Source organism: Streptomyces sp. NPDC101178 (assembly GCF_044767965.1).
Taxonomy (GTDB): domain Bacteria; phylum Actinomycetota; class Actinomycetes; order Streptomycetales; family Streptomycetaceae; genus Streptomyces.
The window spans coordinates 243,466-256,616 of the sequence record NZ_JBIWOZ010000007.1 but is presented as its reverse complement, the minus strand read 5'-3'; the positions used below and the strand labels follow the sequence as shown (position 1 = coordinate 256,616).

The window sequence follows — 13,151 nt, the reverse complement described above, 5'->3', positions numbered from 1 at the left end:
CGGGACGGGACGCGGCGACGGGAAGCGGCGACGGGGCGGCAGCCTGATGGCCGCCGCCCCGCCCAGGTGATCGCCGTCGTTACGTCAGCGGCTCCACCCACACATTCCGGTACTTGATCTTGCTGCCGTGGTCCTGGAGCTTGATCGCGCCGGCCGTCGCGGCCTCGGCCGCTCCGCCGCCGGTCGGGCCGTCGACCGCCACGTCGTCGTGGACGGTGACGCCGTTCCACACGACGCTGATCCTGGCGTCCTCCGTCTTGTTGCCCGCCGAGTCGAAGCGGGCCGCACGGAAGGTGATGTCGTACGTCTGCCAGGTCTCCGGTGCGGTGGCCGCGTTCACGTCCGGCGCCTTCTTCGTGTAGATCGCCCCGGCCTCGTTGTCGGCGAGCGTGGTGTCACCGTACGAGTCCAGGATCTGCACCTCGTACCGCTCCTGGAGGTAGACGCCGCTGTTGGCCCGGTCCTGGCCGGTCACGTCCGGCGGGAGGTTCGGCAGCCAGAACTCCACGTGCACGCGGAAGTCCTCGAACCCCTGCTTGGTGCGGAGATCACCGTCCTTGACCTCCATCTCCCCACCGCTCACCGGCCATTGAGGTGTGCGGCCGTCCGGGTGCTGCCAGGCCGCCTGGGTGGTGCCGTCGAAGAGCGGGATACGGGCGCCCTTCGGGTGGACGGCGATCATGTCGAGGTTCACATGGCCGGTGTCGCCGCTGTCGTAGGAGTACGTGATGGTGTTCCGGCCCTCGTCCAGCTCCAGTTGCTCGTTCTTGGTCGCCCAGGTCTTCCAGTCGGTGGTGGAGGCCAGGCTCGTCTGCCGGACCTTCGTGCCGTTGACGTGGAGGCTGATCGTCTTGGTGCCGGGGGCCGGGTTCGGGCCGTTGGAGTAACGCAGCCCGACGTCGTAGGTCCCCGCCTTCTCCGCCGTCACGTCGAAGGTGACCGCGGCGCCCTGGTTGCCGAAGTTGTCGACGAAGCCGCCGCCCGAGTAGCCCGCGTGCTCGGTGTCGACGCCCGCGCCGCCGGTGAGGGCCGCCTCCTCCGCCTCGTACAGCGTGGGCGAAGGCTGGTCACCGACGAGGGAGTTGAGCGTGTACCAGGCCTCCGTGGACCACAGCTCCGTGCCGCTCTCGGAGGAGAAGGGGCGCGGGGAGCGGACGTGGACGACGCGGTTGGCCTTGAGGCCGGGCAGGGCGAGCGTGACCTTCCTGCGGTCCTCGGAGAGCGTCGCCGAGCCGACCTGGAGGGTCTCCTCGTCGATCTTGGGGCCGCCGTACTCCGGCGTGGGCGCGTACGTCCACTGCTCGACCTGGTAGCTCTCGGCGAGCTCGTCCGCCGTCTCCTCGGAGAGCGGCTCGGTGTACTCCAGCTCGAAGCCGCCGGGCTTCGCCCGCATCGCCAGGATGTCGAACGCCTTGTCCCCGCTGGGCGAGAGCTTCTGCAGCCCGTGGCTGAGCTTGCCCTCCTGGCCCCAGTTGCCGCCCGCGCCGAGCCCACCGGCGTAGATCGCGCCGTCCGGACCCATGCTGATCCGGTTGACGCCCGCCTCCAGTCCCTGGGTGAAGCGGAAGACCGCGCCCTGGTACTCACCGTCGACCTTCTCCAGGTAGGCGCGCTGGATACCGCCGTACGTCACGTCCCCGAACAGCATCTGCCCGGCGAACCGCCCCTCGGTCAACTGGAGAGGTGTGGAAGGCGAGTTGGCTATCTCGTTCTGCGGGAGCCAGAGCACCGGCTTGGTGACCGGCTTCGAGTCGAAGGGGCCGGACGGGTTGGTGTAGTGGTTGAAGAAGCGGTCCTGCTTGACGTGGACCAGCTTCGACGAAGGCAGCCAGCCACCCTGGTTGTCCAGGACGAACAGGTCGTTCTCCGGACCCCAGCCGATGCCGTTGGGCGTCCGCAGGCCACCGGCGATGTAGTCGACCTTGCCGGTCTCCTTGTTCACCTTGATGGTCGTGCCGCGGTTCTCGGCCGGCTGCGGGTCGGTCGTGGCGCCGCCGTAGTTGATCGCCACGGACAGGTTGAGGTAGAAGTGGCCGTCCCGGTAGAGCAGTCCGAAGGCGAACTCGTGGAAGTTGCCGCCGAACGGCCAGGTGGCCACGGTCCGCCGCTCGTCGGTGACGTCGTCGCCGTCGGTGTCGGTCAGCTCGGTCAGCTCGTGCTTCTGGGAGACGTAGAGCTTTCCGTCGACGGCCTTGATGCCCATGGGCTCCTTGAGCCCCTCGGCCACCTTCTTGGCCTTCACCTGGTCCGGGCCGGTCTCGCCCTGGACGCCGTCGAGGAGGTAGACCTCACCGGTCTCGTTGTCCGTGCCGCCCCAGGTGGTCACGGCGAGCCGGCCGTCCGGTAGCCAGTCCATCGCGGAGACCTGCGGCTCGAAGCCCGCCGGGCGCAGATCGGTGAGCGCGTAGTCCGGGTGGACAGCGTTCAGCGGCAGCCCGTCACCGGGCGAGTCGAGCGCGCCTTCGCACTCCTTGCGTCCCGGCGCCGTCACCCGTACGACATCGGCGTCGGTGGACAGCACGGAGTTGGGTACGACGGTGAACCCGCCGGCGCCCGGAGGCTGCCAGGCGAGCGTGACCTGCTGGCCGCCGGTGCGGTCGAAGTGGTCGATGCGCAGCGAGTGGTAGCCGGCGGTGAGCTCGACCGTGCCGTCCTTCGGTTCGGCGCCGTGCAGCCCGTCGTGGTCGATGACCGGTTGGTCGTCGATCAGCAGCCGTGACCCGTCGTCGCTGGTGAGGCGGAACGCGTACGTACCGTCCTCGGGCACGTCGATGTTGCCGGTCACCTGCGAGACGAAGTGATCGCTGAACCCGAAGTCGTCGGTCGCGTCCCAGTCGATCTGCGGCATCAACTTGTCGACGTTGGGCGTCTGTCCCGCCTTGATGTCGCACAACTTGTCCAGCGGCACCTGCACATCGAAGACCCGCAGCGTCACCCCCGGTTCCTGCGGCGGGAGTTCGTCGGGAGCGGCCGGTGCGGCGGTGGCCGGGACGGCGGAGAAGGCGCCGATGAGGAACGAGGAGACCAGCAGACCGGTCAGATGCCTGCGGAACGGTCGATGGCTGAGTGCGGCTCGTCTGCGGGAGCGGTGGAACGGCCGTGGATGCATTCTTCCTCCTGGCCCCTCGCGGCGAGGGGCACGTCGCGGCGGTGGGTGGGGCCACCCGGCGCCCGGGGGTGAACGGTTCGGCTCGTGCGGGTCGGGCTGCGTGACTCCGGCGTGACGCCGGCGGGTCGCGACCGAAACAGTAGGAGGCTTCTGCTGGCGCCGTCCATACTTCGTCACGCCTGTGTTCAAAGTTCGCCGGTCTTCGTGCAAAGGTCTGAACATGGTGGGGTCTGAGTGTTTCTGTGGGTCCATCAGCCCTGTTTCCTGGCGGCCTTGGCCGGACACCGCAGGCCGACCGCGTCATCGGCGAGCAGGCCGATGGCACGGTCGGCCTGCTCGCCCTCATGTCCTGTGAGGCGCTCGACAACTACCCCGGAGGAACGGGCCCGGCCCGGAGCCGCGCGGGCGCGTCAGATCTGGACGACGGCCTGGTCACGCATCCAGCCCCGCCCGTCGGCTGCCGCGTCGGTGGTGACCAGAACGTAGCCGTACTCGTTGTAGGTGGCGCCCTCGCAGGTCGCGGCGCCGACTATGTCACCGGCGTGCTTGGTCTTGACGACCACGCTGTTCGGGTTCGGGTTCTCGTACACGCCGGCGGTCGGCCAGAGGACTTTGTACTGGCATCCCAGCGGTGCGGAAGCGCCGGCCGAGGGGCCCATGGCGAGGACGCCCGCGCAGCTGAGCGCGGCGGCCAGAACGGTGGTGGTGAGACGGGTCATGCGCATGGCGGTGATGCCCTTCGGAGGCCGACAGTGTGTCAGCGCACAGAGTCGCAGGGCTGCCTCGCCGCTGTGGCTCGCCTTCGCACGTCTTCACCGGTTGCGCACCGGCGGCGTGGATCTGCCGCGCACGAAGCCGGCCGAGGGCCCGGCCCTGTTCGGGGATTCGGGCGCGTTCGCCCTACCGTGTCCCACCTGTTGCCGCCGCCGTCGATCTGCGCCTCGCAGGCCGGATCTCGTCGCGCTTCCGCGGCGCCGGGCGTCGTGACCCGCAGGGCCGCCGGGGGTGCCCTCCTCGATCACGGCTCAAAGTCATCGGCGCAGGGCCAAACGTTCCTCGGGCGCGATCATCGTATCGAGCGAATGTCGGTGGATTCCCTTGGTCCGAGGGGCTGAAGGGCCCTTAGTGTTCCCGTGGATCTGGTGGGGATTCTCCCGCTTACCAGACCCTTTCTTCGTCTTTCCATGCCGATGACCGGTCGCGTCCGCTTATGCGCGTCCTCGCCCACCAAGGAGAGCTTGCCCGATGACTGTTGACTCGAGCTCGGAAGCGCGGCTGGAAGTGCCCCGGCAGTCCAGCCTCGGCACGGCGGCTGCCCGCAACCTCGCCAGCACGACGAAGTCCGCCCCGCAGATGCAGGAGATCACCTCCCGCTGGCTGCTGCGGATGCTTCCCTGGGTCGAGACCAAAGGCGGTGCCTACCGGGTCAACCGACGGCTGTCCTTCACCGTGGGCGACGGGCGGGTGGAGTTCGTCCAGGACGGGGCCGCCGTCCGGGTCATCCCCCAGGAACTGGGCGAACTGCCCCCACTGCGGGACTTCGACGACGTCGATGTGCTGACCGCCATCGCTGACCGTTGCGTACAGCACGACTTCCGGGCGGGGGAGACGCTGGTCGAGCGGGGCACGGCCGCGGACCGGCTCCACCTCATCGCGCACGGCCGGATCGGCCAGACCTCCACCGGCACCTACGGCGACGAGGTCACCCTGGACGTCCTGGCGGACGGGGACCACTTCGGGGAGCACGTCCTGCTGGACGACGACGCCCGATGGACGCAGACCGCCACCGCCGAGACCGCGGGCACGCTGCTCACCCTGTCCCGCGCGGACTTCGCGGCCATCGTGTCGAGCTCGCCGGAACTCCGCGCCCACCTCGCCGAGTTCACCGCACGCTCACGGCAGCGGCAGAACCACCGCGGTGAGGCGGAGATCGCGATGTCGGCCGGACACGTCGGCGAGCACGAGTTGCCCGGCGCGTTCGCCGACTACGAGCTGAAGCCGCGCGAGTACGAACTCTCGGTCGCCCAGACCGTTCTGCGGGTCCACACCAGGGTCGCCGACCTCTACAACGGCCCGATGAACCAGACGGAGGAGCAGCTCAGGCTCACCATCGAGGCACTGCGGGAGCGCCAGGAGCACGAGCTGATCAACAACCGGGAGTTCGGCCTGCTCCACAACGCCGACTTCAAGCAGCGTATCCAGCCGCACTCCGGCCGGCCGACCCCGGACGATCTGGACGAGCTGCTCTGCCGCCGCCGGGGCACCAAGTTCTTCCTCGCACACCCCCGGACCATCGCGGCGATGGGACGCGAGTTCAACGCGCGCGGCATCTACCCGGATCACACCGACCTCGGGGGCCAGCAGGTTCCCGCCTGGCGCGGTGTGCCGATCCTGCCCTGCGGCAAGATCCCCATCACCCCGGAGAAGACCAGCTCGATCCTCGCCATGCGTACCGGCGAGGAGAACCAGGGCGTCATCGGCCTCCGGCAGACGGGCCTGCCGGACGAGTACGAACCGGGCCTCTCGGTCCGCTTCATGGGCATCGACGAGAAGGCGATCATCTCCTACCTCGTCAGCACCTACTACTGCGCCGCCATCCTCGTGCCCGACGCCGTCGGTGTGCTGGAGAACGTACAGATCGCCCACTGGCCCAGGTGACGGCCGCGGCGCAGCGACGTGAGACCGGCCCGTGCGCCCGACCGTGAACAGGCCCGTGAAACCGCCCCGTGCGCCCGACCGTGAACAGGTCCGTCAAACCGGCTCAGGCGCCGGCCCGTGCGCCCGCACGCCGTTGGACATCTGCCACCTCATCAAGGAGTCACGCATGCCCGTGCCCGAGCTGCCGCCTCCGCGGTCGAGCCTGCCGGAGGCCGTCACCCGCTTCGGGGCGACCGCGCTCGGCGAGGTCGCGGCCTTCGCCCAAGCGGCCCCCGACGCCGTCGGCACATGGTCCGGCGCGCGCACACCACCGGCCCCACCGGCCGGCCCGTCACCGAACGACCTGTCGCCGACCGCTCCAGCGGCGACCGGCGTACCGGTCAACGGAGCGCCCGGATCCGGCCCCGGACTGGAGCGGCTGTTGCGCGGGCCCCACGGTCTGGGCACGGCCGGCCTGCGGCTGGCCCCCCGCGACAAGCCTCCCGCGCCGGTGGCCGCGGAGAAGGGCCGACCGGTCCCAGGCCTGTACCACCACCCGGTGCCCGAGCCCGACCCGGGGCGCGTGGATGAGGTCAGCCGCAGGATCAAGGCCTGGGCGCTGGACGAGGTCTCCCTGTATCCCGAGGAGTGGGAGGAGCAGTTCGACGGCTTCTCCGTGGGCCGCTACATGGTCGTATGCCATCCGGACGCGCCCACCGTCGACCACCTGATGCTCGCCACCCGCCTGATGGTCGCCGAGAACGCCGTGGACGACTGCTACTGCGAGGACCACGGCGGGTCACCCATCGGCCTCGGCGAGCGGCTTCTGCTCGCGCACACGGCACTCGACCCCCTGTACACCGTGCGGGAGTACCAGCCGGACTGGGCGGCCTCCCTCCACGCGGACGCCCCGCGGCGCGCCTACCGATCCGCCATGGACTACTTCGTCCGCGCGGCCGGGCCCTCCCAGGCGGACCGGCTCCGCCACGACATGGCGCGACTGCACCTGGGGTATCTCGCCGAAGCGGCCTGGGCCCAGCAGGACCAGGTCCCGGAAGTCTGGGAGTACCTGGCGATGCGCCAGTTCAACAACTTCCGGCCCTGCCCCACCATCACCGACACCGTCGGCGGCTACGAACTCCCCGCCGACCTGCACGCCCGGGCCGACCTGCAGAAGGTCATCGCCCTGGCCTCCAACGCCACGACGATCGTGAACGACCTCTACTCGTACACCAAGGAACTCGACGCTCCAGGCCGGCATCTGAACCTGCCCGTCGTGATCGCCGAACGCGAGGGGCTGTCCGACAAGGAGGCTTACCTCAAGTCGGTCGAGATCCACAACGAGCTGATGCACGACTTCGAGACCGAGGCCGCGGCCGTCGCCGCCGCCTGTCCCGTCCCGGGCGTGGCGCGCTTCCTGCGGGGCGTCGCCGCCTGGGTCGACGGCAACCACCACTGGCACCAGTCCAACACCTACCGCTACAGCCTGCCCGACTTCTGGTAAGAGAAAAGGAACCATCTGTGACCAGCGCCGAACTGACCACCGCCCCCACCCCCTCCGTACTGCGCATCCCCGGCCCGGCGACCCCCTACCAGGGAGACATCGCCCGCTACTGGGACGGTGAGGCCCGTCCCGTGAACCTGCGCCTCGGAGACGTCGACGGCCTCTACCACCACCACTACGGCGTCGGTGAGGTCGACACCGCCGCGCTCGGCGACCGGGACGGCGAGGAGAGCGAGAAGAAGCTGATCGCCGAACTCCACCGGCTGGAGTCGGCGCAGGCCGACGTCCTCCTGGGGCACCTCGGTGACATCGGCCGCGGCGACACCCTGGTGGACGCGGGCTGCGGCCGCGGCGGCACGATGGTGATGGCGCACCAACGCTTCGGCTGCTCGGTGGAAGGCGTGACCCTGTCGGCGAAGCAGGCCGACTTCGCCAATGGGCGCGCCGCGGAACTGGGCATCGACGACCACGTCCGCGCAACGGTGTGCAACATGCTCTCCACCCCCTTCGCCACCGGCTCCGCCGCGGCCTCGTGGAACAACGAGTCGAGCATGTACGTGGACCTGGACGACCTCTTTGCCGAGCACTCCCGCGTCCTGAAGGTCGGCGGCCGCTACGTGACCATCACCGGCTGCTGGAACCCGCGCTACGGTCAGCCCTCGAAGTGGGTCTCGCAGATCAACGCGCACTTCGAGTGCAACATCCACTCGCGCCGGGAGTACCTGCGCGCCATGGCCGACCATCGCCTCGTGCCGCAGGCCGTGATCGACCTGACCCCCGACACCTTGCCCTACTGGGAGCTGCGGGCCACGTCCTCGCTGGTCACGGGGATCGAGGACGCGTTCATCAATTCCTACCGGGACGGTTCCTTCCAGTACGTCCTCATCGCGGCCGACCGCGTCTGACGGAGCCCAGCCCATGGCCGGCCGGCACCGGGGAGACACCCCGTGCCGACCGGCCATCCCGGCATGATCGGCCAGACACTCCCTAGGCGAATCGAAGGCGCGCGGACGGCTGCGGTCGGTGAAGCGCTGCCCAGGCGTGAAGATCTCCTGCGACCGTGCTTAAGAAATCCTCGATGGACCCGGGACCCCGCCGTACGGCAGCCTTCTGGGTGACGGCCGGGGACGGCACGTGGAACCCCACGGGCGTGTTCCGTCCTGTCCCGCCGTGGTCCCGCCCCCACCATGGGGACGGGACGACCCCGAAGACCACCCCGGGCCGCAGGGCTCCTCCGACAGGCCCCCAGGCCCGGGGTATCCACCACCCGCGTACCACGTGCAGGGAGCCGCAGCCGTGAAGGCACTCGTCAAGCAGAAGGCCGAACCGGGACTGTGGCTGATGGACGTGCCGGAGCCGGAGTACGGCCCCGGAGACGTCCTGATCAAGGTCCTGCGTACCGGGATCTGCGGCACCGACCTGCACATCCGCGCCTACGACGGCTGGGCCCAGCAGGCGGTCACCACACCGCTGGTCCTCGGCCACGAGTTCGTCGGCGAGGTCGCGGCGACCGGCTCCGACGTCGCGGACATCGCGGAAGGCGACCTGGTCAGCGGCGAGGGCCACCTCGTCTGCGGCAAGTGCCGCAACTGTCTGGCCGGCCGCCGCCACCTCTGCCGCTCCACCATCGGCCTCGGCGTCGGCCGGGACGGCGCGTTCGCGGAGTACGTCGTCCTGCCCGCCGCCAACGTCTGGGTGCACCGGGTCCCGGTCGACCTCGACATCGCGGCGATCTTCGACCCGTTCGGCAACGCCGTGCACACCGCGCTCTCCTTCCCGCTGGTCGGCGAGGACGTCCTGATCACCGGCGCCGGACCGATCGGCATCATGGCCGCCGCCGTCGCGAAGCATGCCGGCGCCCGCAACGTCGTGATCACCGACGTCAGCGAGGCCCGCCTCGCGCTCGCCCGCAAGGTCGGCGTCAGCCTGGCACTCAACGTCGCGGAGAGCACCATCGCCGACGGCCAGCGCGAGCTCGGCCTGCGCGAGGGCTTCGACATCGGCCTGGAGATGTCCGGCCGCCCCGAGGCGATGCGCGACATGGTCGCGAACATGACCCACGGCGGCCGCATCGCGATGCTCGGCCTGCCCGCCGAGGAGTTCGCCGTCGACTGGTCCCGGATCGTCACCTCGATGATCACGATCAAGGGGATCTACGGCCGCGAGATGTTCGAGACCTGGTACGCCATGTCCGTCCTGCTGGAGGGCGGACTCGACCTCGCGCCCGTGATCACCGGCCGGTACGGCTTCCGCGACTTCGAAGCGGCCTTCGACGACGCCGCGAGCGGTCTCGGCGGCAAGGTCATCCTCGACTGGACCGCCTGACCCGTCGAACCTCTTACCGCACCCCTTTTCCCTTAAGGACTCCAGCATGTTCGACTCCGTACGCGACGATCTGCGCACCACTCTCGACGAGATCCGCGCCGCCGGGCTGCACAAGCCCGAGCGCGTGATCGGCACCCCGCAGTCCGCGACCGTGGGCGTCACCTCCGGCGGCCGCGCCGGTGAGGTCCTCAACTTCTGCGCCAACAACTACCTGGGCCTCGCCGACCACCCCGAGGTCGTCGCCGCCGCCCACGAGGCGCTGGACCGCTGGGGCTACGGGCTGGCCTCTGTCCGTTTCATCTGCGGAACCCAGGAGGTGCACAAGGAGCTGGAGCAGCGCCTCTCGGCCTTCCTCGGCCAGGAGGACACGATCCTCTACTCCTCCTGCTTCGACGCCAACGGCGGTGTCTTCGAGACGATCCTCGGCCCCGAGGACGCGGTCATCTCCGACGCCCTCAACCACGCCTCGATCATCGACGGCATCCGCCTCTCCAAGGCCCAGCGCTACCGCTACGCCAACCGCGACCTGGCCGACCTGGAGAAGCAGCTCAAGGAGGCGTCCGGCGCCCGCCGCCGGCTGATCGTCACCGACGGCGTGTTCTCGATGGACGGGTACGTGGCCCCGCTCCAGGAGATCTGCGACCTGGCCGACCGCTACGACGCGATGGTCATGGTCGACGACTCGCACGCCGTCGGCTTCGTCGGCCCCGGCGGCCGCGGCACGCCCGAGCTGCACGGCGTCATGGACCGGGTCGACATCATCACCGGCACGCTCGGCAAGGCGCTCGGCGGCGCCTCCGGCGGTTACGTCGCGGCGCGCGCCGAGATCGTCGCGCTGCTGCGCCAGCGCTCGCGCCCGTACCTCTTCTCCAACTCCCTCGCCCCGGTCATCGCCGCCGCCTCCCTCAAGGTCATCGACCTGCTGGAGTCCGCCGGCGACCTGCGCGAGCAGCTGGGCGCCAACACCGCGCTCTTCCGCACCCGGATGACCGAGGAGGGCTTCGAGATCCTGCCCGGCGACCACGCCATCGCGCCGGTCATGATCGGGGACGCGGCGAAGGCGGCCCGGCTCGCGGAGCTGCTCCTGGAACGCGGGGTGTACGTGATCGGGTTCTCGTACCCCGTCGTCCCGCAGGGCGCCGCGCGCATCCGCGTCCAGCTCTCCGCCGCGCACTCCACCGCCGACGTGAACCGCGCCGTGGACGCGTTCGTCGACGCCCGGGCGGCCCTGGAGGCGGAGGCCGCCTGACCCGCGTCCCGGGTCGGGGACTCCGCCACGACCTGGGACAATGGGCACATGATCGATGCGCGGCGGCTGCGAATCCTCCGTGCGGTGGCCGACCACCGCACGGTGACCGCGGCCGCCGCCGCGTTGTACCTGACGCCGTCCGCCGTCTCCCAGCAGCTCGCAGCCCTGGAGCAGGAGACCGGCCACCGCCTCGTCGAACGCGGCGCGCGCGGCACCCGGCTCACCGCCGCCGGCGAGATCCTGCTCAGCCACGCCAACGTGGTCCTGGCCCAGCTGGAGCGGGCGGAGGCGGAGCTGGCGGACTACGGCGCGGGCGTCGCCGGTACGGTCACGGTCGCCGCGTTCGCCACCGGCATCGGCCTCGTCCTCGCCCCCGCCCTCACCGAGCTGGCCCGCACCGCGCCCGGCATCCGGGTCAAGGTCCAGGACGCGGAGGGCGACGCGAGCGTGCCCATGGTGCTGGACCGGCAGGTGGATGTGGCGGTGGCCGTCGAATACCGGGGCGCCCCCGCCGAGGACGACCGCCGCCTCACGCGCGTACCCCTCTACTCGGAGCCGTTCGACGCGGTGCTCCCGGTCGGCCACCGCTTGGCGGACCAGGACCAGGTGGCGGTCGCGGACCTCGCGAAGGACCCGTGGATCGGGCCGTACCCGGGCAACCCGTGCCATGAGGTGGTGGTCCTGGCCTGCGAGTTCGCCGGCTTCGAGCCGCGCCTGGAGCACTCGTCGGACGACTTCCGGGCGGTGGTGGCGCTGGCCGGGGCGGACGCGGGGGTGGCGCTGGTGCCGAGGTCGGCGCTGCGCGGCGTGGAGCTGACCGGGGTGGTCGTCCGCCCGGTGGAGGGCAGCGCCCCGACCCGCCGCGTCTTCGCAGCCGTACGCCAGGGAGCCGAGGGCCATCCGCTGATCCGCCCGGTGCTGGACGCGATGGAGGCGGTGGCGGTACGGGAGGCGGGGTTGGCGCGGGCGTGAGGGGTGCGGCCGGCCGGCCCGAGCGTGACCGGTCTCAGGGCCGATCGGCCCGGCCCGCCCGCCGGATCCTCCCGCCCCACCACCGCCCGGCCGACGACGCCACCCCCGCCCGCCCCGGGTCGTACAGGATCTGCCACCCCACCAGCGCGACCAGGATCCCGATCGTGGCCCACGCCGGCAGCCGTACGCCCAGCGGAGCCAGCACCACGGCCACCGCCACGCACGGCAGCCCCCACCCCAGCACCCACACCCGGTCGGCCCGCTCCGAGAGCGGCAGCACGGCGACGACGCCCGCCGCGAAGTACCCTGCCATCGCCCCGCACAGCAGCCAGTGCTGCCCCTGCGGCAGGACATCGTCGAAGTGTGCGATCGCCGATCCCAGGGCCGTGGCCAGGGCGACCAGGAACCCGGTCATCACGGCGTGCAGCAGCATCGCCAGCCGGGGCGGGAGCGCGTCCCTCCGCAGGTGCGGGATGCCGTTGGTGCCGTACAGCAGGCTCAGGGCGCAGACCCCCGCCAGCAGGCAGAACGCGCCGAGTCCGGTGGCGGCGAGCGGCAGGTCCCAGTCGTCGCGCTCGGAGGCGGCGTCGATGATCTGGATGACCCCTTCGCCCAGCACGATGATCACGTACAGCCCGAGCCGCTCGCCCATGTGCGCGGTGTCGACGCGTGACTCGCTGAGCCGGGGCGGCGCGGGCGCGGCGGCGTGCGGCGGGCCCGGCGGCGGCCGGTCACCACGGCGGGCGGCGACCCGCTCGGCGGCCCGGCGGAGGGTGCGGCCGCGCGTGGAGACCAGCAGGGTCACGAGGTCGACGGCGATGCCGAGCGCCCAGAGCCAGTAGCGCCACGGCGTCGGGACGAACAGCGAGACGAGCCAGGGCAGCGCCCCCGCGCCGAACTGCGCCAGCGGCCAGTCCACGACGACGCTGCCCCGCTGCCAGACGCGCCCCGCCTGCCAGCGCAGCAGGACATAGGCGACCACGAAGGTGACCGCGTGGTGGGTGAGGACCGCGTGGACGGAGGCGGCCATCACGGCCATGCCGAGCATCGCGATCAGCAGGGTGCGGACCCGGGTCGCGGAGGCGGCGATGTCCCCGTAGACGGCGAACCCGGCCCACACCGTCCAGAAGGCGAGGTAGAGGACCCCGAACAGGGCGAGGTCCGCCAGGCGCGGCCCGTCGTGCAGGAGGTGGGCCAGCTGCCCGGCCCCCGCGACCACGACGAGATCGAAGAACAGCTCGTTCCACCCGGCGTGCCGAGCGGCGGGGGCGGCGCTCTCCGTGGACTCCATGACCTCATGGTCGGCGGAGGGCGCCCGGACGCGCCTGGAACTGTGGGCCGAATGGCGACCCTCG

The 13,151-nt window shown here is 70.9% G+C and carries 9 protein-coding genes; 6 read left to right on the top strand and 3 right to left on the bottom strand.

Annotated features, from left to right (window positions below; genetic code table 11):
* Positions 1 to 79 precede the first annotated feature (79 nt).
* A complete protein-coding gene (locus ACIRR8_RS21555; RefSeq protein WP_404067112.1) occupies positions 80 to 3,109 on the bottom strand; it encodes a family 16 glycoside hydrolase in 3,030 nt (1,009 codons plus the stop codon).
* A gap of 410 nt (positions 3,110 to 3,519) precedes the next feature.
* The gene (locus ACIRR8_RS21550) at positions 3,520 to 3,834 is read right to left on the bottom strand and encodes a glycosyltransferase (protein WP_404067109.1); all 315 of its coding nucleotides are present in this window, start codon (positions 3,832 to 3,834) and stop codon (positions 3,520 to 3,522) included.
* 520 nt (positions 3,835 to 4,354) lie between these two features.
* Between ACIRR8_RS21550 and ACIRR8_RS21545 the strand changes: the two genes are divergently transcribed.
* From ACIRR8_RS21545 to ACIRR8_RS21520, 6 genes are all read left to right on the top strand, one after another.
* On the top strand, positions 4,355 to 5,767 hold the full coding sequence (locus ACIRR8_RS21545; RefSeq protein ID WP_404067107.1) for a family 2B encapsulin nanocompartment shell protein: 1,413 nt from the start codon (positions 4,355 to 4,357) through the stop codon (positions 5,765 to 5,767).
* A 166-nt stretch (positions 5,768 to 5,933) separates the two neighbouring features.
* Positions 5,934 to 7,250, top strand: coding sequence for a family 2 encapsulin nanocompartment cargo protein terpene cyclase (locus ACIRR8_RS21540; protein ID WP_404067105.1), 1,317 nt, complete (start codon positions 5,934 to 5,936; stop codon positions 7,248 to 7,250).
* A 17-nt stretch (positions 7,251 to 7,267) separates the two neighbouring features.
* Positions 7,268 to 8,155: a geranyl diphosphate 2-C-methyltransferase gene (locus tag ACIRR8_RS21535; protein ID WP_404067102.1), complete on the top strand. Its 888-nt coding sequence runs from the start codon at positions 7,268 to 7,270 to the stop codon at positions 8,153 to 8,155.
* A 391-nt stretch (positions 8,156 to 8,546) separates the two neighbouring features.
* A complete protein-coding gene (gene tdh / locus ACIRR8_RS21530; protein WP_404067099.1) occupies positions 8,547 to 9,575 on the top strand; it encodes an L-threonine 3-dehydrogenase in 1,029 nt (342 codons plus the stop codon).
* Positions 9,576 to 9,621: 46 nt separating this feature from the next.
* Complete coding sequence (locus tag ACIRR8_RS21525; RefSeq protein ID WP_404067097.1) at positions 9,622 to 10,824, top strand: glycine C-acetyltransferase; 1,203 nt, start codon at positions 9,622 to 9,624, stop codon at positions 10,822 to 10,824.
* A gap of 48 nt (positions 10,825 to 10,872) precedes the next feature.
* Entirely contained in the window at positions 10,873 to 11,796 is a 924-nt protein-coding gene (locus ACIRR8_RS21520) for a LysR family transcriptional regulator (RefSeq protein ID WP_404067095.1), read from the top strand.
* A gap of 34 nt (positions 11,797 to 11,830) precedes the next feature.
* Here ACIRR8_RS21520 and ACIRR8_RS21515 read toward each other — a convergent pair whose 3' ends face one another.
* Positions 11,831 to 13,087 carry a low temperature requirement protein A gene (locus tag ACIRR8_RS21515; protein ID WP_404067092.1) on the bottom strand — a complete coding sequence of 419 codons (1,257 nt, stop codon included), beginning with the start codon at positions 13,085 to 13,087 and terminating at the stop codon, positions 11,831 to 11,833.
* Between the last annotated feature and the right edge of the window lie 64 nt (positions 13,088 to 13,151).

Bases quoted from the DNA above. Each gene is read 5' to 3' on its own strand.
- ACIRR8_RS21555 (WP_404067112.1), bottom strand. From the start codon at position 3,109: ATGCATCCACGGCCGTTCCACCGCTCCCGCAGACGAGCCGCACTCAGC.
- ACIRR8_RS21550 (WP_404067109.1), bottom strand. From the start codon at position 3,834: ATGCGCATGACCCGTCTCACCACCACCGTTCTGGCCGCCGCGCTCAGC.
- ACIRR8_RS21545 (WP_404067107.1), top strand. From the start codon at position 4,355: ATGACTGTTGACTCGAGCTCGGAAGCGCGGCTGGAAGTGCCCCGGCAG.
- ACIRR8_RS21540 (WP_404067105.1), top strand. From the start codon at position 5,934: ATGCCCGTGCCCGAGCTGCCGCCTCCGCGGTCGAGCCTGCCGGAGGCC.
- ACIRR8_RS21525 (WP_404067097.1), top strand. From the start codon at position 9,622: ATGTTCGACTCCGTACGCGACGATCTGCGCACCACTCTCGACGAGATC.
- ACIRR8_RS21520 (WP_404067095.1), top strand. From the start codon at position 10,873: ATGATCGATGCGCGGCGGCTGCGAATCCTCCGTGCGGTGGCCGACCAC.
- ACIRR8_RS21515 (WP_404067092.1), bottom strand. From the start codon at position 13,087: ATGGAGTCCACGGAGAGCGCCGCCCCCGCCGCTCGGCACGCCGGGTGG.